General features: G+C 43.1%; 21 protein-coding genes and 1 pseudogene. 15 read left to right on the top strand and 7 right to left on the bottom strand.

The features are described from left to right. The first annotated feature begins 38 nt into the window (after positions 1-38). The 4 genes from ACP7AA_RS11770 (at position 39) to ACP7AA_RS11755 (ending at position 5,597) form a co-directional block, all read left to right on the top strand. Entirely contained in the window at positions 39-1,784 is a 1,746-nt protein-coding gene (locus tag ACP7AA_RS11770) for a UDP-N-acetylmuramoyl-L-alanyl-D-glutamate--2,6-diaminopimelate ligase (protein WP_426223670.1), read from the top strand. Between the two features lie 107 nt (positions 1,785-1,891). Beyond that, on the top strand, positions 1,892-3,358 hold the full coding sequence (locus ACP7AA_RS11765; protein ID WP_426223669.1) for a UDP-N-acetylmuramoyl-tripeptide--D-alanyl-D-alanine ligase: 1,467 nt from the start codon (positions 1,892-1,894) through the stop codon (positions 3,356-3,358). A gap of 3 nt (positions 3,359-3,361) precedes the next feature. Further along, the gene (gene mraY, locus ACP7AA_RS11760) at positions 3,362-4,480 is read left to right on the top strand and encodes a phospho-N-acetylmuramoyl-pentapeptide-transferase (protein WP_426223668.1); all 1,119 of its coding nucleotides are present in this window, start codon (positions 3,362-3,364) and stop codon (positions 4,478-4,480) included. Between the two features lie 169 nt (positions 4,481-4,649). Next, entirely contained in the window at positions 4,650-5,597 is a 948-nt protein-coding gene (locus ACP7AA_RS11755) for a putative RNA methyltransferase (protein ID WP_426223667.1), read from the top strand. A 79-nt stretch (positions 5,598-5,676) separates the two neighbouring features. Here ACP7AA_RS11755 and ACP7AA_RS11750 read toward each other — a convergent pair whose 3' ends face one another. From ACP7AA_RS11750 to ACP7AA_RS11740, 3 genes are all read right to left on the bottom strand, one after another. Further along, positions 5,677-6,546 carry a phospholipase D-like domain-containing protein gene (locus ACP7AA_RS11750; protein ID WP_426223666.1) on the bottom strand — a complete coding sequence of 290 codons (870 nt, stop codon included), beginning with the start codon at positions 6,544-6,546 and terminating at the stop codon, positions 5,677-5,679. Next, positions 6,479-7,129, bottom strand: a complete 651-nt coding sequence (locus ACP7AA_RS11745) for a PLDc N-terminal domain-containing protein (RefSeq protein ID WP_426223665.1) — start codon at positions 7,127-7,129, stop codon at positions 6,479-6,481. Before ACP7AA_RS11745 ends, ACP7AA_RS11750 begins: the two co-directional genes overlap by 68 nt. Positions 7,130-7,232: 103 nt before the next feature. Further along, on the bottom strand, positions 7,233-8,027 hold the full coding sequence (locus ACP7AA_RS11740; RefSeq protein WP_201619565.1) for a YdcF family protein: 795 nt from the start codon (positions 8,025-8,027) through the stop codon (positions 7,233-7,235). A gap of 308 nt (positions 8,028-8,335) precedes the next feature. On the opposite strand from ACP7AA_RS11740, the gene arsC reads away from it, so the two are divergent. The 5 genes from arsC (at position 8,336) to ACP7AA_RS11715 (ending at position 13,060) form a co-directional block, all read left to right on the top strand. Further along, positions 8,336-8,743, top strand: a complete 408-nt coding sequence (gene arsC, locus ACP7AA_RS11735) for an arsenate reductase (glutaredoxin) (RefSeq protein WP_201629380.1) — start codon at positions 8,336-8,338, stop codon at positions 8,741-8,743. Continuing rightward, positions 8,730-9,545 carry an arsenical resistance protein ArsH gene (gene arsH, locus ACP7AA_RS11730; RefSeq protein ID WP_426223664.1) on the top strand — a complete coding sequence of 272 codons (816 nt, stop codon included), beginning with the start codon at positions 8,730-8,732 and terminating at the stop codon, positions 9,543-9,545. The genes arsC and arsH overlap by 14 nt, the downstream gene beginning before the upstream one ends. A 78-nt stretch (positions 9,546-9,623) precedes the next feature. Then, on the top strand, positions 9,624-10,934 hold the full coding sequence (locus ACP7AA_RS11725; protein WP_426223663.1) for an arsenic transporter: 1,311 nt from the start codon (positions 9,624-9,626) through the stop codon (positions 10,932-10,934). A gap of 563 nt (positions 10,935-11,497) precedes the next feature. Continuing rightward, positions 11,498-11,911: a PaaI family thioesterase gene (locus ACP7AA_RS11720; protein WP_426223662.1), complete on the top strand. Its 414-nt coding sequence runs from the start codon at positions 11,498-11,500 to the stop codon at positions 11,909-11,911. Positions 11,912-12,205: 294 nt separating this feature from the next. Continuing rightward, positions 12,206-13,060: a patatin-like phospholipase family protein gene (locus tag ACP7AA_RS11715; RefSeq protein ID WP_426223661.1), complete on the top strand. Its 855-nt coding sequence runs from the start codon at positions 12,206-12,208 to the stop codon at positions 13,058-13,060. A 145-nt stretch (positions 13,061-13,205) separates the two neighbouring features. Here the strand turns inward: ACP7AA_RS11715 and ACP7AA_RS11710 are convergent, their stop codons facing one another. Beyond that, a complete protein-coding gene (locus ACP7AA_RS11710; protein ID WP_426223660.1) occupies positions 13,206-14,978 on the bottom strand; it encodes a potassium/proton antiporter in 1,773 nt (590 codons plus the stop codon). Between the two features lie 566 nt (positions 14,979-15,544). After that, positions 15,545-16,018, bottom strand: a complete 474-nt coding sequence (locus ACP7AA_RS11705) for a winged helix-turn-helix transcriptional regulator (protein ID WP_426223659.1) — start codon at positions 16,016-16,018, stop codon at positions 15,545-15,547. Positions 16,019-16,120: 102 nt separating this feature from the next. Here ACP7AA_RS11705 and ACP7AA_RS11700 point away from each other — a divergent pair, with 102 nt between their 5' ends. The 4 genes from ACP7AA_RS11700 to ACP7AA_RS11685 all read left to right on the top strand — a co-directional run bounded on the left by ACP7AA_RS11700 (position 16,121) and on the right by ACP7AA_RS11685 (position 18,607). Then, the gene (locus tag ACP7AA_RS11700) at positions 16,121-16,849 is read left to right on the top strand and encodes an SDR family oxidoreductase (RefSeq protein WP_426223658.1); all 729 of its coding nucleotides are present in this window, start codon (positions 16,121-16,123) and stop codon (positions 16,847-16,849) included. A gap of 36 nt (positions 16,850-16,885) precedes the next feature. Next, complete coding sequence (locus ACP7AA_RS11695; protein WP_426223657.1) at positions 16,886-17,479, top strand: 2-hydroxychromene-2-carboxylate isomerase; 594 nt, start codon at positions 16,886-16,888, stop codon at positions 17,477-17,479. A gap of 193 nt (positions 17,480-17,672) precedes the next feature. Continuing rightward, positions 17,673-18,035 (top strand): hypothetical protein, encoded by a 363-nt coding sequence (locus ACP7AA_RS11690; RefSeq protein WP_426223656.1) that lies wholly within the window; start codon positions 17,673-17,675, stop codon positions 18,033-18,035. 134 nt (positions 18,036-18,169) lie between these two features. Then, positions 18,170-18,607, top strand: coding sequence for an MgtC/SapB family protein (locus ACP7AA_RS11685; protein ID WP_201591980.1), 438 nt, complete (start codon positions 18,170-18,172; stop codon positions 18,605-18,607). Positions 18,608-18,733: 126 nt separating this feature from the next. Here ACP7AA_RS11685 and ACP7AA_RS11680 read toward each other — a convergent pair. Together ACP7AA_RS11680 and ACP7AA_RS11675 are read right to left on the bottom strand one after the other, a co-directional pair. Continuing rightward, a pseudogene (locus ACP7AA_RS11680) lies at positions 18,734-18,931 on the bottom strand (integrase core domain-containing protein); the annotation flags it as partial. Between the two features lie 9 nt (positions 18,932-18,940). Next, positions 18,941-19,831: a LysR family transcriptional regulator gene (locus ACP7AA_RS11675; RefSeq protein ID WP_298871249.1), complete on the bottom strand. Its 891-nt coding sequence runs from the start codon at positions 19,829-19,831 to the stop codon at positions 18,941-18,943. A 135-nt stretch (positions 19,832-19,966) separates the two neighbouring features. On the opposite strand from ACP7AA_RS11675, the gene ACP7AA_RS11670 reads away from it, so the two are divergent. Together ACP7AA_RS11670 and ACP7AA_RS11665 are read left to right on the top strand one after the other, a co-directional pair. Continuing rightward, positions 19,967-20,458, top strand: a complete 492-nt coding sequence (locus ACP7AA_RS11670; protein WP_426223655.1) for a CidA/LrgA family protein — start codon at positions 19,967-19,969, stop codon at positions 20,456-20,458. A 9-nt stretch (positions 20,459-20,467) separates the two neighbouring features. After that, positions 20,468-21,166 carry an LrgB family protein gene (locus ACP7AA_RS11665; RefSeq protein ID WP_281490761.1) on the top strand — a complete coding sequence of 233 codons (699 nt, stop codon included), beginning with the start codon at positions 20,468-20,470 and terminating at the stop codon, positions 21,164-21,166. The last annotated feature ends 437 nt before the right edge of the window (positions 21,167-21,603 follow it).

The following is a 21,603-nucleotide window of genomic DNA, read 5'->3' as shown; positions in this document are numbered from 1 at the left end:
TAACCATTTGATGCGTTTTAACCGTTTAGGATTTGCCAATGACCCCGTCTATCTCGTCGCCAAGCAGCACCACAGTCACCTTGCAACAGCTGATTGAAGCCAGCGACAGTTATAGGCAGAACCATAAAGACAAACAAAGCCTAGCACAAGCATTGACAACGCTGATAACTACATCTAACAGTCAGTTGCCCAATCTAAAAACATCGCTTGCCAATATCCCATTTGAGCAGTTTTGCTTAGATAGCCGTCAGTTGGCAGCCAACGACGTCTTTGTGTTATTAAAAAGTCATGCGCCAAACTGTCAAAAAAGTCGTGATTACCTCTATCAAGCCGCGCAAAATGCGGCGTTTATCCTAACAGAAATTGACCCGCGCGCTTTACTTACTAAAGCTAATTTACCGCCGCATGCCAATCTTGCTTTGACTGATGATAATGCTGAATCTATCGCACAGCAGCAATTGGACCGCCTGCCTTGCCCCGTATTATATGTGGCCAATATCCGTGATTTTTTAGGTGACTTGATTCAGGCGCGTTTGCAATATCAGCAGCCTGTGAGTTTGCCAACGGTCGTCGCAGTAACGGGCACCAATGGCAAAACCACTATCAGCCAATTGGTGGCGCAATTGACGCAGTTAACTGGCATGAGTAGCGCCGTGATGGGAACAGCAGGTAACGGCAGATTAGGCGCCTTAGTGCAAGCCAGCCATACCACCGGTGATGCCTTAGCGGTACAGAAGTTCTTATATCAAATGGGTACAGAGAATGCTGAATTATTGGCATTGGAAGCCAGCTCGCACGGTTTGGATCAGCAACGTTTACAAGGTATGCCAGTATCGGTGGCGATTTATACCAATTTGAGCCGTGATCATCTAGATTATCATGCCGATATGGCAGAGTATGCTGCGGCAAAAGCCAAGCTGTTTGATCAAGCGCACTTTCCCGACTTAACCCACGCCATTATCAATATCGATGACGAGCATGCACAGATTATGCTCGATACCGCACAAGCAAGCCAATTAACGGTTTGGACCTATAGTTTAGACCCAGCAAAATCTGCGACCTTTGTTGCCGCTGAAATCAAGCCAAGTTTGCAAGGTGTTGAGATTGCGCTGCGTACTGATTTTGGTAACAGTGACTTTGATAATGCTGATTTTAAAAACAAAGAAACCAATAGCATTAATATCGTCAGCCCATTACTCGGGCGTTTTAACGTTGCCAATTTGCTGGCTGCTATCGCCGCTGCCGTAGCCTTAGGAATTAGCCTTGAGCGCATTGCGGCCGTTATCCCGCAGCTACAAGGTGCCGTTGGACGTATGCAGCGTGTGCCCTCCAATGATGGTTGTTTTATTGTTGATTATGCGCATACGCCTGATGCGTTAAGCCAAGTGCTTGCCAGCCTAAAAACCCATTGCAAAGGTCAGCTATGGGCAGTATTTGGTTGTGGCGGCGACCGTGATGCTGGCAAGCGCCCATTGATGGCACAAGCGGGATTGGCAGGCGCCGATAACGTTGTATTGACGGCGGATAATCCACGTACCGAAGACCCAAATGTAATCTTGCAAGATATGCAAGCGGGCATGACAAACGAGCAATATCAGCGAGCCCATATCGAACCGGCGCGCCAAACCGCCATTGAATATGCAGTCAATCAAGCAGCGCCTGATGATATTGTCGTTATCGCGGGCAAGGGTCATGAAACCTATCAAGAAATTAACCATGTTCGTTATGATTTTGACGACAGTGTTATTTTGCAAAATGCTTTAAAGCAAGCAGGGCGCGTATAGCCTTTATAGATAAATAATAGCGCCTGCGCCTCATTTTTTGTACTTTTTAAAAAACAGATATCATTAAATATCAAAGATAAGTAGTCATCATATATAAGGTAATCATTATGACAGCCGACAACGATAACAGCATTCAGTCGCAAGGGCTGTATGTTTGGCAAGTAGACAATCTGCTTGCGGCAACCGCAACACTGGGTGGACATTGGCAATTTGCTGACGGTCAAGTAACATCAAGCAATAACAGCACGGACACACACAGCACAAACAAACCCATTAGCAGCACTCGTATCGCTACCGATACCCGTACCATAAAAGCCGGCGATATCTTTTTAGCGCTCAGCGGTGATAATTTTGACGGTCACGATTATATCGCTACTGCCATCGAACAAGGTGCGGTTGCAGCTATCGTTTCACGTCCTATTTCTGCTGATATTGCACAATTAGTTGTTGATGACACGCGTTTAGCGTTAGGACAATTGGCAGCTTATCGTCGTCAGCAGCATAAAAATTTGACCGTGATTGCCATCACTGGTTCTAGCGGCAAGACCACTTGCAAAGAGATGCTCGGTAGTATCTTTGGACGCTTGGCGCCGACGCTGATTACCCGTGGCAACCTAAATAATGACTTGGGTGTGCCGATGATGTTGCTCGAATTATCCGATCATCATCGCTATGCGATTTTGGAGCTGGGCGCTAACCATATTGGTGAGATTGCTTATACTACTGAGATTGTAAAGCCAGATGTCGCTTGTGTTCTCAATATTGGCACCGCGCATTTAGGGGAATTTGGCAGCCGTGAAGGCATTTGCCAAACCAAGGCTGAGATTTACCATACTTTGAATGACACGCAGTACGCTATCGTTCCTGATAAAGATGACTTTACCAATAAGCTGCGCCGTATCGCTGAAAAGCATACCTCTCACGTGATTGGCTTTGGTAATACCGATGTCAGTGCCAGCCATTTAGATGTTGAACCTGAACGCAGCGAGTTTAAGCTGCATATTGGCAGCCAAGTCCATGATATCAATCTGCCGTTAGCGGGCGAGCATAATGTCAATAATGCCTTGGCCGCTGCTGCTTGTGCCCATGCGTTAAATATCGATATCAGTGATATCGTCGTCGGACTTGAAAATGCCCGTCCTGCTAAGGGGCGCTTAAACAGCCAACTACTCGGTATGCATCGTTTGATTGATGATACTTATAATGCCAATCCGCATTCGGTGCGAGCGGCAGCTAAGGTGCTTGCGGCGCAGACAGGTACGCAAGTGATGGTACTCGGTGATATTGCCGAGCTTGGAGAAGCGGCGGTCAGCGAGCATCAAAGCTTGGGTCGTACGATTGCGACCACTGGCATCAATGTGCTGCTGTGTGTTGGTGAATATGCTCCTTATACGGTGGCAGGCGCAAAAGAGATTTCTGCTATCAACGCCCATGCCTTTGCTGATAAAGACAGTTTATTGGCCTATTTACAGCCTTATTTACAAGCACAGCAAGCGCAGCCTTGTACGGTGCTGTTTAAAGGCTCACGTTCCATGGAAATGGAAACTCTTATCAATGCGCTAGTCGAGGAGTAGGCGGTGTTAGTTTGGTTGTTTGGCTGGCTTGGTCAGTATTATACGCCGTTTTCTGCGGTTTCTTCGTTGACGCTGCGCGCGTTACTAGCGGTCATTACCGCGCTTGCCTTTAGCATGATTTTTGGGGGGCGCGTCATTCGCCGTCTGCGTGCGCTGAAGTACGGTCAGGCGATTCGTAATGATGGTCCGCAGTCGCATTTGGCCAAAACCGGTACGCCGACCATGGGTGGGGTGCTGATTTTGAGCGCGATTGGGGTTTCAACCTTATTGTGGGCGCGATTAAACAATCCCTATGTATGGATTTTGCTCATTGTCATGGTTATCTTTGGCGCAGTCGGTTGGGCAGATGATTGGCTTAAAATTAAATATAAAGACCCCAAAGGTCTGATTGCCCGCAAAAAATACTTTTGGCTCTCGATGGGCGCGTTATTCGTCGGTATATCTTTATATTATATTGCTACCTTACAGCCGGATATGGCGACCACGCGTGAGATGCAAGATTTGCTGCTACCGATTTTTAAAGATTGGATAATTCCCTTCTCCGCCGTGCCGTTTGGTATTGGTTTTATTATCTTTACCTACTTTGTGATTAATGGTGCTTCTAACTCCGTCAACTTAACCGATGGCTTGGACGGTTTGGCTATTTTGCCGGTGGTTTTGGTCGCAGCAGGTTTAGGCGCTATGGCTTATGTGTCAGGTGACGTGCGCTTTGCGGATTATTTGCATGTACCTTATATTGCCTATAACTCGGAAGTGATTATTGTCTGTGGCTCGATGATTGGCGCGGGGCTTGGTTTCTTATGGTTTAACGCTCATCCAGCGCAAGTATTTATGGGTGATGTTGGGGCGTTAGCATTGGGCGCGATGCTCGGTACGATTGCGGTTATGACCCGTCAAGAGATTGCCTTTGCCATTATGGGTGGTTTATTTGTCGCTGAAGCATTGTCGGTTATGCTACAGGTTGGCTCGTATAAACTGCGTAAAAAGCGCGTCTTTCGCATGGCACCATTGCATCATCACTTTGAAGAGATTGGCTGGAAAGAGACGCAAGTGGTGGCAAGGTTTTGGATTATTGCCATTATCCTTGTGATTCTTGGATTGATGACCTTAAAACTGCGTTAAGTCATCAAATAGATTTAAATCAAAAAATTTTCAAATCAAAAGCCATCTTAAAATCTAAGATGGCTTTTTTAGGTCTTATGCGAACTTCTTTTTTGTTGCGGCATTTATCCCTTGTTGAGCCTGAATTTTGTTAAAATGGCAGCCATATTGCGATGACGTTGAGATACTTGTGAGCTTATTTATTTGTCCCCTTTGCCAATCACCCCTGCAACCCGCTGATGATACATGGCGCTGTGATGGCAGCTTACACCCAAATCAAACGGCTCATCCGTTTGATGTGGCGCGTCAGGGTTATGTTAATCTATTACCCGTACAACAAAAAAAATCCAAAGCGCCGGGCGACAGTCAGCAATCAATTGATGCGCGCAAACGGTTTTTAAATGCAGAGCATTATCAGCCATTAAATGACTTGATTTGCCAAAAGATGGCGGCATTATTGACGGCACAAAAAGCCATTCCTGACCAAAAAGATAAGCTCATTAATTGGCTAGATATTGGCTGCGGTGAAGGCTATTACACGCAGGCAATGGCACAAACCGGCATGGATGTACTGATTGCAGCGGATATCAGTAAACCTGCCGTTGTGGAGCTGGCAAAAACCAGTAAGGCTTTAGGTCGTCTTTGGTATCAGCAAGCTAAAGACAGTGCTAGTAAGGAAACAATTAAGGCAGCAGCTATTTACCCACTGGTCACTAGCGCGGCACATTTACCGCTACGCGCGCATAGCATCAATGGCATTAGCAGTATTTTTAGCCCCATCTTGCCAGCAGCGTTTAATGAGGTATTAAGCGATGCAGGCTATCTAATCATTGCCAAGCCCGATATAGGGCATTTAGCGACGATGCGTGAGGCGTTATTTGATGACGTCCGTGAGCATGATTCTGATAAGTTTTTGCAGGAATTAGCGCCTTATTTCCAGCTGCTAGAAACCCATCATATCAGCAGTAGTTTAAATTTATCGGCAGAGGGTTTGGCGGACTTAATGACCATGACCCCTTATGCGTATCGTGCGCGTAGCGACAAAAGACAGGCGCTACTAGCAGAGGTGGCAGCACAACCTTTTGCGACAGAAGCCAAGTTTGTCATCTATATTTTGCAAAAAACAGCTGCTCAATAGAATTAATAAAGCACATTTAATAAAAATTGTTTCATGTTAATCATTTTTCTTTAACAAGTACTCATTAACAAGGATTCATTTATAAAACGGGTCCCATAGTGGCAACGATATTATTCCAAATCCGATAAGACAGCGGCCAGTCGTTAACCTCTTCAAGCGTCACTTCATCAGAATCAGCGATATACTGATATTGGCGCTCCATGATATCGGCGGTCAGTTTGTTATCACTAAAGACGATATTGTTTTCATAATTCAAATGAAAACTGCGCAAATCCAAATTGGTTGAACCAATCAAGCTGATTTCACCATCGACAGTCAGAGTTTTGGCGTGTAGCAGCCCAGGTTTATACTCATAGATTTTCACCCCTGCTTCAAGTAATTGCCAATAGTAGCTATGACTGGTCGCGGCGACGATAAAGGAGTCGTTTTTCTTCGGGAAAACCATCGTCACCTCAACCCCGCGATAGGCGGTCGCACATAGAATGCTCACCAGTGAATAATCGGGTACGAAATAAGGCGTAGAAATCATTAGCGTGTGTTGAGCTTGGCTAATCAAAGCGCCCAAAAACTGCGGCGTGGTGCCATGGCGCTGGGTAGGACCATCAGAGAAAACTTGCGCAGCAAAATCATTGGTCGGCAGATTTGGCTGCAAATCCGTCGCATACGGAAAGTTATCGAGCGGCGTATCAGGGTTTTCAGTCAGCCAATCACTGGCAAATAACATCTGAGTTTGCGCAACGATGGGGCCTTCGATGCGCAGCATAATATCGACCCAAGGGGCATATTTGGGTTTTACCATAAACTCAGGGTCGGCACAATTTCGGCTGCCAGCGTAGCCAATCTTGCCATCAATCACGGTAATTTTACGGTGATTACGCAAGTCAATACGGCTGAATAGCAGCACTTTGAATATATTGGTCAAGGGTAGGGGCGACACTAAGCTGTACACCCGCGTCCTTCATTTCTTGCCATAGCGTTGAGCCGACCATCTTGCGCGAGCCCATACCATCGACCATTGCTCGGCAGGTAACGCCGCGCTTTGCGGCGCGAATCAGTGCTTGGGCGGTAGCAGTGCCCATACCATCGACCAGCCAAATATAATACAGCACATGGATATGGTCGTTTGCCGCATCAAAATCGGCAATCATACGACTGCGGGTCTCAGCGGCATCAGCCATCAGCTCGGCGCGATTGCCCACCGTGGTCTGAAAGCCGGTGGCTTTTGCTGAATAAGCAAAGGCTGCTTGATATTCAGGTTTGACGGCCAGTGTTAAGGCCACATCGCTACCGAGCACTGCAGGACGGTGTTGACGTAATTTATTGATAATGTCTTCACGTTCGCGCGCGAAGTTGCGCCCTAAATGCACCTCACCGAACATCCAATAAACCAATACGCCAAAATAAGGTAAGACGAATAAGATAACAATCCAAGCCAAGCGTGCGGGTGCGGTTAAGTCATCGCGCGATAGGACGCGCAAGGATATCAGCACCAGTAGGATAAAGTGAATGGTTAATAAGATGTCGATGAGCATAGGGCTGCCGTCCATTATTATTCTGGTTAATTATGGTTATTATTTTTATTAAAAAACGGTTTTATTTATCGTACTAATTTATGAACCGCTTTATTAAATTCTATCAATATTCGCCAAATAGCCAACCACTGACAAAGGCAAAATACTCGCGAAACCATGCATTGTAGCGAATGGATAACGGTGTTGGGCTGGCGAGCAGAATAGGCTGCTGGTAGCCTTGATGCTTGGCAATGGCAGCGGCGCGAATGGTATGAAAGTCGCTGGTCACAATGGCAATAGGCGCTGAAATAGAGATACCTTTTGCCGCCAAAATTACTTGGCTATAGATTAAGTTTTCGGCGGTACTGGTGCTTTTGCCCTCTTGTAAGATGTGCTCAAAGGCAATGCCATGTGTCTCATGTAAATAAGTCGCCATAATACTGGCTTCACTGCGTGTCTGCCCCATACCTATACCGCCACTGGTCAGCGCTAGCGCCTCTGGCTGTGCTTTAATCAGCGGCGCGGCCGTATCTAAGCGCTGAGCAAGCGTCGGTGTTGGCTTGCCTGCGATAGTACCTGAACCTAATACAATAATCGCCGCGACCTCAGGTACAGGCTGTGCGCTGCGTTTAATCTGCTGCTGCAACGAGAAAATAAATAACCCGAAGCTAATAAGCCAAATAAAAAACAGCAGCCATAGCGCATACCAAAGACGATTGCGGAAAGGGTTTTGCCTAGTAAATTTGCGGATGGCATGCCAAAATATCCCATGGGTGACAAAAACGCTGCCCAATAAAAACGGTACGACAGTGCCAAAGTTGATTTTGCCGACCGTCATTAACACGGCACAATCAACCATGATAACGGCACCGATAGCCACCAATCCAACTCGCGCTATAATGAGTAATTTTTTTGCCATAGTTTTGCTTTTATTAGGTAAAGATACTTCTCTTTAGTTTACTGTTGATTTAATCAAATGTTGCTTTATCTATTTCATCAAACGTTGTTTTAATTACCTGGCTGTTTGGTAATATTCATATATATAATCGATTCAATTTAAAAAGAAGACAGTACTGCTGGGATAAATTCTTCGAAGCCTCTGGAGTGAGAAGCACACAGCAAGCGAGGAAAATTCATACCAGCAAAACACTATTCTTAACATACTTCTTTTATATTGGATTCAATATATACCAAATCCAATCCTTTTAACGTTAAGAGGAAAACCTTATGACGCCAATGATTTTTCATAATCCAAAATGCGGCACCTCTCGTAATACACTTGCTATTATGCAGGCTTCAGGTGAGACGCCAGACGTGGTGGAATACCTAAAAACACCGCCGTCTCGTGAGTACTTAGTTGAGCTATTGGCATTGATGCACATCACGCCGCGCGAGCTCATACGCAGTAAAGAAAACGTCTATAGCGAGATTGGCTTAGACAATCCAACATTGACCGATGCGCAATTGATTGATGCCATGATAGCGCACCCTATTTTAATCAATCGTCCTATTGTTGTTACCAATAAAGGCGCGGCGCTGTGCCGACCGTCAGAGCGAGTGTTTGAATTACTGGAAAATCCAGTCAGTAGTTTTACCAAAGAAGATGGGGAAATCGTCAAACATGTCAAAGGTTAAAGATACCGCAACCCTAGCAGCAGAAGACAATCTTGATAGCGAGTGTGATAGCAATATTGGCGCTACTGATTTACCCGCTGCTGATTTACTTAAAAACGATTTGCCCAATATTGATTTCAGCCAAATACACGCTATTGATATTGAGTCTTTGATAGGTAAAGATGACCCACGCCATGCACCAAGAATATTGGTGTTATATGGCTCTTTACGTGCGCGCTCATTTTCCAGATTGGCGGCAGAAGAAGCAAGCCGTCTATTGCGTTGGTACGGCTGCGAGGTGCGAATGTTTAATCCATCAGGCTTGCCACTGCCAGATGACGCCGATAGCGACCACCCAAAGGTACAACAGTTACGCGAGCTGGCACAGTGGTCAGAAGGCATGCTGTGGGTCAGTCCAGAACGCCATGGCAGCATTACCAGTATTATGAAAGCGCAAATTGACTGGATTCCGTTGGCGCTAGGCGGCGTACGCCCGACCCAAGGTAAAACGCTGGCTATTATGCAAGTCAGTGGCGGCAGCCAAAGTTTTAATACCGTCAATCAGTTGCGTATTCTTGGGCGCTGGATGCGCATGATTACCATCCCCAATCAATCCTCTATCCCAAAAGCATTTTTGGAATTCGATGATAATGATCGCATGAAAATGTCGCCACTCTATCTGCGCGTCGTCGATGTTTGCGAAGAGTTGGTCAAATTTACGTGGCTTACCCGTGGGCGCTCGGCGTATCTGACCGATCGCTATTCAGAACGGGTCGAAAGCGCTGCAGAAGTATCGCAACGCGTCAATCAAAAATCGCTCTAACTTCTTTGTTTTATTATTGGTTTTATTATTGCCCTTATTAATATTTCATTGCTTCAATTGCCCCATTAAGGTTACTTCATGCTCGCATTCGCTATTTTTATCGTAACTTTGGTCTTAGTCATCTGGCAGCCTAAAGGGCTTGGCATTGGTTGGAGTGCGATGGGCGGCGCTTTGGTTGCCTTAGTATTTGGTGTGGTGCAATGGTCTGACGTTGGTATCGTTTGGGATATCGTTTGGGACGCCACTTTTACCTTTGTCGCCCTGATTATCATCTCTCTTATTTTAGATGAAGCGGGATTTTTTGGCTGGGCGGCCTTACACGTTGCTCGGCTTGGCAATGGGCGCGGGCGTTTGCTATTTCCGATGATTGTACTATTAGGAGCGTTTATCTCCGCTTTCTTTGCCAATGATGGCGCGGCCTTACTATTGACGCCAATTGTGATTGCTATTCTACTGCGCCTTGATTTTGCCCCCAAATCCGCTTTAGCCTTTATTATTGCCACTGGTTTTATTGCTGATACCGCAAGTTTGCCGTTGGTGACATCTAATCTGGTCAATATCGTCAGTGCCAATTATTTTGATATTGGTTTTGGTCGCTATGCGGCGGTGATGGTACCGGTAAATATCGTCTCTGTCCTAGCAACGCTATTGGTATTGTGGATTGCTTATGCGCGGCATATTCCTACACACTACTCAACGGCAAATCTTAGCTCACCACAATCCGCTATCAAAGACCCGCTGGTGTTTCGAGCGGCTTTTCCACTGCTGGCATTATTATTAATCGCTTATTTCGCGACTGAATCGCTCGGGCTGGTTATCTCCGTAGTGACGAGTGCCGCGGCGCTTATACTCATGGCGATTGCTGGACGCTGGTGGCAAGGCGGACGTGATGCCAAGTTTTCTATGACTAATATTCTTAAGAAAGCCCCGTGGCAAATTGTGTTGTTTTCAATTGGTATGTATTTGGTGGTTTATGGTTTGGGCAATGCAGGACTTACTGCTTATGGCGCGCAAATATTCAATTGGTTAGGTCAACAAGGCGCGCTCGTTGCGACGGTTAGCACAGGATTCTTATCCGCCATCGTAGCGTCTGTGATGAACAATATGCCGTCGACGCTGATAGGCGCGCTGGCAATTGATAGCGCTCGAGTGCCCGCTGCTACTCGAGAGTTGATGATTTATGCCAATGTCATTGGCAATGACTTGGGACCAAAATTCACGCCTATTGGTAGTTTGGCGACGCTATTGTGGTTACACGTATTGGCAGAAAAGGATTATAAGATAAGCTGGGGACAATATATGAAGGTCGGTCTGCTGATAACGCCGCCCGTATTATTAGCAACGTTATTGGCATTGGTGTTTTGGTTGCCTCAATTGCCGAGCGTTTAAGGGTGGGTCTTGAAGGTTAAATATAAGCTTTAGGCTTTGTGTTTTAAAGGAATTAATGGTTCCTTAACCAAGATGTCTGCATGATTCTCATTGTATACTCGTAAGATAATTTTTTCACTTTTTATCAATATTATGATGGTGAAGCATTTTGTTACCAGTGCAGTGACAATTTTTTTGCAGCAAGCTGTCAGCGAGTGATCAATTATTAGAGTAGTATTGGGATAGATGCTGGTATAAATCATACTGCCAACTTTTATGTTAATCAGATAGAACGATGCCTTGCAAAGATGACTTTAGATATAGAAATAGATGATTGAAAAATCTGAGCGCAGGTAAGAATCAGAGGACGATGATTGTCGTGAAGTTTTGAGATAAGTGGTTAGGATGGTAATGAAGCTTCCTATTTGTCTTGCTTTTCAGTAATGCTACCCTACAAGTTAGATAAGATTTTTAACTCATTTAAATAAAGGTCCACTCCCTACGTTCGACGATAGTAACAGACCACTAACCTTTGATGAAAAAGTCGGTTAGGTCATAAGAATAATTAGACTCTAGGAGTATGTATGTCTGCAACCAAAGAAGAAATAGCTGCCTTTTTAGCGTTAGAGTTTCCTCAAACCAAATGTATTGTTGAAGCAGTAGGTAATAGTGGTTCGACCTTATCACATGATATCGGTAGAGACGAGCTGCGTCCTGGTGGCACTGTCTCAGGTCCTGTATTGATGAGTATTGCTGATGTCGCACTCTATGTAGCTATACTTGGCAAGATTGGAATTATACCGTTGACAGTGACGACAAGCCTGACCATTAATTTTTTGCGTAAACCCTCAGCAGAAGCACGTATTATTGCTGAGTGTAGCTTGCTAAAAGTAGGTCGCACGCTTATCGTAGGCGAAGTTTCTTTATATTCAGAGGGCTCTAGTGACTTGGTCGCACATGTTGTTGGTACCTATTCCGTACCGCCTAAGCATGATTAAATGACTTATACATATACCCTGTTAAACATATCTTCTCAGTACCCATAATATTCATATTGTTATCGAGCATTTTTGGCGCTTACTAACTCAAGTAATGCCGAACTGGAAAGAGGTGAAGGCTAGGCTCGACGGGATGGCTGAGCTTTACTTGAATGAGTGGAATTTGGAGCTAGGTAGTTTAAGATGATTTTTTGGAAAAGTATCAGCCTCCGATATACCCGAGGCGCTTCACTTAATTACTCTATGTAATGGTTGAGTTAAAAAGGTGGTATTCACAAAAATTCGAGGTTTTCAATGCTTAAACAACATCGACAAGCACTAGTAGTTGAAGGTGGTGGAATGCGTGGTGCATTTACCAGTGGTGTCTTAGACGCATTTTTACAACAACAATTTAATCCTTTTGATCTTTGTGTGGGGGTGTCCTCAGGCTCAACGAACGTTGCTAACTATTTAGCTGCACAACGAGGTCGCACCCTGCAGATTTACTTAGATCATTCACTTCGACCTGAATTTATCCATTATGGTCGTTTCCTTAAAGGCGGGGACTTACTGGATCTAAAGTGGATGTGGGATGTGGTGGAACAAGAGCATCCACTAAATCAGGCACAATTATTTGCCAGTCATGCTGAGTTTTACATGGTGCTAACACATGCTATTTCAGGTGAAGCTAACTATATTAAAGCCTGTAAAGACAATATTTTGGATGGATTAAGAGCATCAAGTTCTATTCCAGTGCTAACTCGACAAGCGGTCGAGATATTTGGCGAACCTTATTTCGATGGTGGTGTAGCTGATGCTTTGCCTGTGCATTGGGCCGCTCAACAAGATCGTGTTGCTAAGCTAATGGTAATACGTACTCGCCCTCAAAATTACTATAAAGCAGGTCGCAAAGGCGATCAGCTGTTGGCTAAATATTTTTCTAAGCAACGATATGGTTTTGCCCAAAGCTTATTGACACGAACCCAACGTTATAATGATGCGGTGCAATTTTTACATTCTGCATCACCACAGAAGTTTTTAGAAGTTTGCCCACCCGACTTGAAAAATATGGCGAGTCGATTATCTAAAGATAAAGCTAAAATCCGTTATAGCTATGATGTAGGACTAGAAACTGGGTACAAAGCGATTGAAGATTGGCATAAACTTTAATGATAATTCCGTTAATAAATCAGAACGCTTAAATCTAGACATTAACTGTTAAATAATGCAGCTTAATTCTATTGGATAAGTATCTTATGGTTGAGATATTTGCCGTTCAGTCATTAGCCCATGCTATATCTAACAGTGATATAGACTATACCACTGTTGGCACCTCTTGTTGTTTTAAGCCAATCGTTCTCAGTCTTCCTTGGTCATCAACTTCTTTAATAACCAACAACCATTCCTCATTAATCGCAACCGTATCGCCTGCTACGGGTGCCATCTTTAAGCTATCCTTAATGAATTCAGCAACCGTTTGTTCCCACATGTTTTTCGTGTTCAGGGTATCTTCTAGAGATTCGGATTTCATCCTATCGGTAAAGAATGGCACATCTTTAAGTTTGACACTCGGCGATAGCATCCAATCGCCATAAAAATCATCGATGGCTCTACGGTCTAACGTCGTGTCATTAAAAACATCCGCAATCTGACCGGCATAATCGCCACTCATGGCATACCAAACGCTGTCGCCAAATTTAAGCTTGGTGTCTTCATTAATCGCTAAAATTTGCTGACCACGCACCAAGGCAAAAACACGGATTTCCTCAGGGCTGATGCGCGTAGAGATGTCCCTTGGATGACGACCAATCGCAAAGGCGCCTGACTTTACTTCAAATTCATATAGCGTAATACTTGCTCTATCTGACACCCAAACCTCATGCTCTTCTTTTGGGTCTTTATTGTTAGGAATACGCACCTTAAACAGATTGGCCATAAAAGGAATGGTCGTCCCTTGTAATACTAATGATAAAACTACCACACCAAAAGCAATATCAAATAGCATAAAGGCATTATCTACCCCTGCAATCACTGGCAACATGGCAAGGGTAATGGGTACCGCACCGCGTAAGCCAACCCAAGAGATGAAACCGATCTCTTTGTTTTTAAACTTAAAAGGTAAAACACTGGTATAGACTGCAATAGGACGAGCCACTAAAATCATAAAGGCAGCAATGGCCACTGAATAAGGCCAAACTTCAAGAACGTTCGATGGTGTGACCAGTAGACCCAGCACCACGAACAAGACCGCTTGTGATAACCAAGCAAAGCTATCCATCACCCGCATGACATGCTCAGTTGAGCGTACCTTGTGGTTGCCAATCAGAATACCCGTGACAAAGACGGCTAAAAAGCCACTTCCGCCTAGTAAGTTGGTGGCAGCAAACACTGCTAAGCCAGCCGATAATATCAAGATGGCATACATGCCTTCTGCCAAGTGTATTTTGGGTAATAACCGAGAGAGGAAGTACCCGAAGAACAAGCCCATTCCTAGACCAAAGCTAAGCTGCTGTAATAGCAGCCCTAAAAAGCCTAGCGCTGTCTGCCCAGCGGGGTCGACATTTAAAGCAATTAATCCAGTTACTAACAGAATTGCTAAAGGGTCGTTGGCGCCCGACTCTAATTCAAGCGTGGCTTGGACACGATCATTTAATTTAACACCGCCATTACGCAGCAGTGAAAACACCGCTGCCGCATCAGTAGAACCAACGATTGCCGCTAGCAATAGCCCAAAGCGCCAATCGACATCAAGCAGCCACGTGACGAATACACCCAGTATCATTACGGTCGCAAGTACGCCCCAAGTAGCTAGCGTAATTGCTGGTTTTAGTCCAACTCGAAACGATTTAAAAGAAGTACGCAGTCCACCGTCTAGCAAAATACAAGCCAATGCCGCCTGCCCGACAAAATTGGCGATCGCATACTGAGAAAACTCAATACCCAAAATACCTTCTTCACCAGCGAGCATCCCAACCACTAAGAACAATAGCAAAAGAGGAACGCCCAAACGCGCTGATAAAGTGCTCGCCATAATACTGGCAAAAATTAACACTGCTCCTACGAGATACACGATATTTAAGGTATCCATCTTTTATTAAGCCCTATTTTATAAGTTATGATGAGTTGGGAGTTGGGAGTTGGGTTGTTGCGATAGCGGTAGTTTAGTTTTGCTGGGGACAGCGCATAGTGTTCTAATACCAAAGCTTATAATACTAAGCTGATTTAATTAGAACGGAAACATTATTTATCCCTTGCTTTCAAGCAGTTAGTTATGGTTTTAAAGCATTCCTTAAGAATAACATCTAGAATCAAATCTAGAGTACTTATTTTTGAGTAGATCTCTTAAAAAGGCCATTACGAATGAACTGTCCTGAGATGGTCGGAGACTTAACATTCTGAGTCAGGCAGCTAAGCCTGATAGATTTTTATTGAATAACCTGCCTATTCAAATGAGCCACCCCGATATTGATATTGAGCTATGCTGAAAAGACCGTAGAGATGAACTTGGTAGACTAAGCATCATAACAGGCGTTTATCATGCATAAAAAAATCAGGGCCTACAGAAACTACTTTAAAGTTCAAGCAGTTAAACAGATAGTAGACAATAATGGCAATATCTCAGCAGCTGCAAAGCCGCTTGGCAGAACACTCTCTTCATATAGTAAGCTCATCGTCACCTATCCAATCAGGTCCTATTTCAACCTTAATATCCCGTGCATTAATTGGTTCATGGCATTCTGAACATACCGTTACGGAATGCATTATTTGGCCGCACTTATTGTGTCTATGTAGCAGCGGCGCACCCCGTTCATCAGCCATGTGTTTGTCTCCCCAGCTAACCAGTGCCAAAACGATTGAATGCAAATCTAAACCACGCTCTGTCAATCGATATTCCTCACGCAGTGGTTGCTGTTGATAGGCTACTTTTTTTAGAACGTCATATTCAACGAGCTTACGAAGCCGGTCAGACAAGACATGACGTGTGATGCCTAAGCGTTGCTCAAATATATCAAAACGTCTAACGCCTAAAAAACAGTCACGTAAAATCATTAGCGTCCAACGATCACCAATGACTGCCAAAGTGCGAGCTACTGAGCAAGGCTGTTTATCAAGTTCATCCCAACGCATATGTTACCTCCTACATGTGTGAGTAATAGATTAGCTTGACAGTCTCTGAAAAGAAAGCTATATTTTTGTTAGTTCCAAAAAGGAACCTATAAGGAAATAGATATGTCTAGAGCACCCGTAGCGGTTGTAATTGGCGCAGGCGATGCCACCGGCAGCGCTGTTGCGAGACGTTTTGCAAGAGAAGGTTTTACTTTATGCATGACCAGAAGGAGTGTCGAAAAACTTAGCTCGTTAGTCAGTGCTATTGAAGCCGCTGGTGGAATAGCAAAGCCATTTGGTTGTGATGCGCGTGTAGAGCAAGAGATGGTTGAGCTTTTCGCCCATATTGAACAAGACATTGGACCGATTGAAGTTGTGGTATTTAATATTGGTGCGAACGTCCATTTTTCCATTGTAGACACCACAGAAAGAGTCTACCGAAAAGTATGGGAAATGGCAGCGCTATCTGGATTTCTCACAGGTAGAGAGGCGGCAAAAGCAATGCTTCCCCGTGGAAAGGGTACGATTATTTTCACTGGCGCTACGGCTTCTTTGCGAGGTAGTAAAGGCTTTTCTGCTTTTGCTGGTGCTAAATTTGCTTTACGTGCTTTGGCGCAAAGTATGGCTCGAGAGTTAGGGCCAAAAGGTATACATGTGGCGCACCCTATCATTGATGGTGCCATTGATACCGCCTTTATTCGCGACAATTTTCCTGAGTGCTATGCACTTAAAGACCAAGACGGCATTTTAAATCCTGAGCATATCGCTGAGCAGTATTGGCAATTGCATTGTCAACCGAGAGACAGCTGGACGCATGAGCTTGATCTACGCCCATGGTTAGAGACTTTTTAGAAACTTTTTAATATATTTTGTTAGGAGTACTTTGAGATGAGTAAAAAAGTAGAGTTTTTCTTTGATGTAGGCAGCCCAGCCAGTTATTTGGCATGGACACAATTAGAGAGTATTGCACAGCGCACCAACGCTAAAATCATTTGGCGGCCTATGCTGCTTGGTGCTGTCTTTCAAGCCACTGGTAATGCGTCACCAGCTGTGGTTCCTGCTAAAGGCGCTTATATGCTCAAAGACCTTAAGCGTTTTTCAAATATTTATGGGGTGCCGTTTAACTTCAATCCATTTTTCCCGTTGAATACGATGCATTTAATGAGAGGTGCGACCGCTTACTTGGAAGAACCTGAGTTCCAGACTTATTTAGCAGCCATTTTTAACGCTTTATGGTCTGAACAGCTAAACATGGAATCACCAGAAGTAGTGGCTGAGGTTTTGAGCAAAGCAGGCATTGACGTGACTGATTTTATGGCTCGTATTAGTGAGACTGAGGTCAAAGAGCGTTTGAAAGCAACTACTGAGGAAGCTGTAGCACGAGGTGTATTTGGTGCGCCTAGTTTCTTCGTGAAGGGTGAGATGTTTTTTGGTCAAGATCGCTTAAGTTTCGTTGAGATTGCTTTAAAAGAGTGGCCTTAATTAGCAGCGGTATAGTATGAGTTGAAAGCGTTTAGACTGAGCTTTTTTCTAATAATGACAGAGACCAATAAGAATATTAGTTATAATTGTAAATTGATTGAATAAACACTTTTGTGGTGTACTGTATGGGTTAATGAACTATGATTGTATATCGGTAAATATCTTCATCTGTTACTAATAAACGGGTCATATCATGAAAAAAGAAACGCTGACAGGTTTGTCTATTATTACATTTGCAGCACTTTATATTTGGATTCAAAGCGACAGTAACTCATTTTATGAAGAAAAAGACACTGAACTCGAACAAGCTCGCAAAACATCAAAGATTGCACTGCTAACGAAGTGCCAAGAAACGACAAAATCTATGCTTAAAAACCTTAAGTCTATGGAGATTAACCGCAAAAATACAGACTACAGACTATTAAATAACGGTAATTTCAAAGTTACAACGCATTACTACGCTAAAAATAGCGTGGATACTACTCCTCTGGTTGTGGTCGATTGCCTATTCGATAAAGATGGTAATTTACTAGAGACCATTCCAGATTCTGTGTAACTGTCATTTAGCTTATAGCAATACTTACACACTTTTCAGGAAAGTCTCATACGTGGCAATAAACTATCTTCTACACATTAAGAATAACGATTATTCTTGTTCATTTAACATTATTTTAAAGAGCGTAATAAGCCATGTTTGAATTCGATTTAAGCTTAAAACTAATGGTGTATCACCTTACTCAATTAGGCATTGCTTTTATACTTTCGCTGCCGATTGCGCTTAATCGTGAGATGAAAGATAAGGGTGCAGGACTCAGAACCTTTCCACTAGTGAGTATTGCATCCTGTGCTTTCATGCTAGTTGCTGTAGATATCTATCATGGCTCACAGCCTGAAGCGAGAATCATGTACGCGATTATTACGGGCATGGGCTTTATCGGTGGTGGTGCTATTTTTAAAGGAAATGATAGTGTAAAGGGGACGGCGACGGCTGCAAGTTTATGGAATACTGCTGCTATTGGCATCTCCGTTGCTTATGGTCGTTATGAGATAGCGATCATATTATCGGTTGTCAATTTCTTAATACTGCAATTCTCAGAGCCGTTCAAGGTAAAGGATAAGCTGGATTAGTTATTCTTCTTGGTTTCAATCGGTATATCTAAAAGAATATGTTCAGCAAAGTCTAAGGATGTGGTGAACCGCCCCGAGTTTATCAGAGGCCGATTTACTTGAGTCAGGTAGCAATGCCTGACAGGATCAAACTATAATAATACCGCTCTCAAACTCAAAAGGCGATACATAGCCCAATGCACTGTGTATACGCTTTTTATTGAACCGATCTACCCAATTCAATGTCGCAAGTTGTACATTCGCTAAACCTTGCCAATCTGCTTTTAAATATTCAATTACCTCTGTTTTGTATAACCTATTCCCTGTTTCAGCCAAAGCATTATCAAGGCCTGGTTATATATTTTTTCTTATGTTATCAAGCCAAGCTCGCATACTTGGTGTAAGCAAGCGATGACGACGCCAAGCCATGACAAGCTCCCATTTTAACTGAGGTTGGGTTAGTGGCAAGCAGACTAATCCTGTTAAATCCAACTTTTGAGTATAATATTGAGGCAAAAGAGTCACGCCCATATCCTGTTTTACCATGTCAAGAAGCAAGTGCCACTGATTGGTTTGGCAAATAATATTAGGTTCAAAACCTAGTGATTGACAGTTTTCTATAATCATTGGAGTAAATGATGAATTGGAGGTAAATAAAATTAGGGGTGCATTTGATAGTGACTTAAGTGTTACCTTGGTTTTTCGCTTACCCATACGGTTTTTATTTGCTACGACCACCACTGGATAGCAACATATCGACGAGTAGTCAAAATCATCGTCAATCGGCTTCATCAATGTTGCCACATCAAGTTGCCCCTCTAGAAGGGCCTGCTTAAGTGACTCAGCACCATCTTCGATAAGTGAGGTTTCTATACTAGGATGCATTTGGTAAAAGTTAAAAATAGCTTTGCTTAGTATTTCACTGCCTAACGGTGAAATCCCCAGACGCAACTTACCACCTATTAATTGCTGATAATCTACTACTGTTTGTTCAAGATTATCTGCCTTTTGTAAGATATCAACTGCTTGAATATAGAGGTATTCGCCAATTTCCGTTAAATTAACTAGCCGCTTTTTTCTATGAGTCAACGGCTTATCAAACAGAGCTACACCTAAATATTCTTCAAGATTACTAATGGATTTGGTAACGGTGGGTTGGGTTAAATTGAGTTGAATACTGGCTTGAAGAAACCCACCTGTTTTTACAACTGTCACAAAGCAGCGTAATTGTTTCAAAGTTATCATAAATAATAAACCACAGTTAGGAATGAGAACGAAATTTATTATAGAAATTAGGAATAAAAATAAAAATATAATTCATAATTTATGACTGTAGTGTTCTTATAATAAGTGGTCTCTAATTAACAAACAACAACTATTATGCGTAATCTTAATATTCGCTTACTCCTCTCTTTTGTAGCTGAAAACAAACTTACACTTCAACAGTTTTATCGCCAATCATGGCTTCATGTGCTTATGGAATGCGCTATTATCGCAGCTGTCTGGTATTGTGCTGCGATATTGGTTGAATTATTGCATTTACCCGTATCCTCAGGCGTATTAGGAGTGTTTTTAATGCTGGTATTATTAATGAGTGGTGCTATTAAGGTTAACTGGGTCAGACTAGGGGCAAAATTTGTTTTGGGTGAATTAGTATTAATGTTTATCCCACTTATGATGTCAATACTTCAATACAAGGCGCTATTTATCAGTAAGGGCTGGCAATTAATGCTGACGATTATCTTAAGTACCGCGATGGTGATGTTAAGCTCAGCATTAACTTTTATTATGGTGCACCGTTTGCAACGTAGATTGTATCGACATCAGATTCATAAAGCCCAATTAAACCTAAAAAATAATGATAATGCGTGAGGATTTACAATGAATGTCTGGTCAATCCTTTGTCTCATTTGGACATTAGCTGCTTATTATATGGCTAAAGTAATCTATGTGCGCTATCGAAAATCTTGGCTAAACCCAGCTATCACGGTTCCAGTAATAACGCTTTCATTAATGATTATCTTTAATATCTCTTATGATACTTATTGGAAGGATACAGCTTGGATTGTGCAGTTACTTGCCCCCGCAACGGTTGCGTTTGCTATACCTATTTATGAATATCGTCGTTTAATACGTCAACATGCTTTGGCTTTGACCGCTTCTATAACTGTTGGGATGGTGGTGGGAGTCTTAAGCATATACCTATTCACTGGTTTGTTCCATTTTGATAAGACCTTGACCTATAGTTTGATGGCCCGTTCAATATCGACACCATTTGCGTTAGACTTATCTGAAAAGATTCACGGATCTCCCTCTTTAGTTTCATTGTTTACTTTGATTACAGGGATGGTGGGAATGATTTTAGGGGATATGATCTTGACTTTTTTTCGTATTCGCTCCCATCTTGCAAATGGAATCGCATTTGGTAATGCATCACACGGTTTTGGTACAGCCCGGGCAAGTCAGCGCAATGAGGATGAGGGCGTTATAGCCAGTTTAACAATGATTTTAGCGGGATTGTTTATGGTATTCTTAGGCCCTTCATTAATACATGGCGTAATGTTATTCGGGCAAGTTTAAGCAAATATATATAGAGACCCTAATCCATATTAAGAATAGATATGATAACAGCCATTATCACTAACAGATAAACAATAAAAAAACGTATAAATTTCCGTTTTTATTCTAAAGTTAATTCGACTTTAACTAAATGTAATGAGCTTTATTCCTTTTAAATTTCAACCTATTAACTTATATTATTCGAATATCAGATAAAATGAATGACTATTTTTTGAGGATACGAGTGTTTATGAGTTATTGAATCGGGATTTTCTAAATCATCATCTTAAACCCCTTAACAAATCATTATTTTCCTTGTAACAACAAATAAGATAGAGGATTGACCCCTGCCGTCAAATCCGTACAGTTAAACTTGGGAGATTTTAATTACGCAGCTTGACGATAATAGTCAAACCACACCTGTCTTGGCGATCTATAGCCTAAACTCTTTTGAATCC

Origin of the sequence: Psychrobacter sp. DWR1-2-3, assembly GCF_049896465.1 — a bacterium.
GTDB lineage: Bacteria > Pseudomonadota > Gammaproteobacteria > Pseudomonadales > Moraxellaceae > Psychrobacter > Psychrobacter maritimus.
The sequence above is the reverse complement of the archived record's forward strand: the minus strand, read 5'-3'. Positions and strand labels throughout refer to the sequence as shown.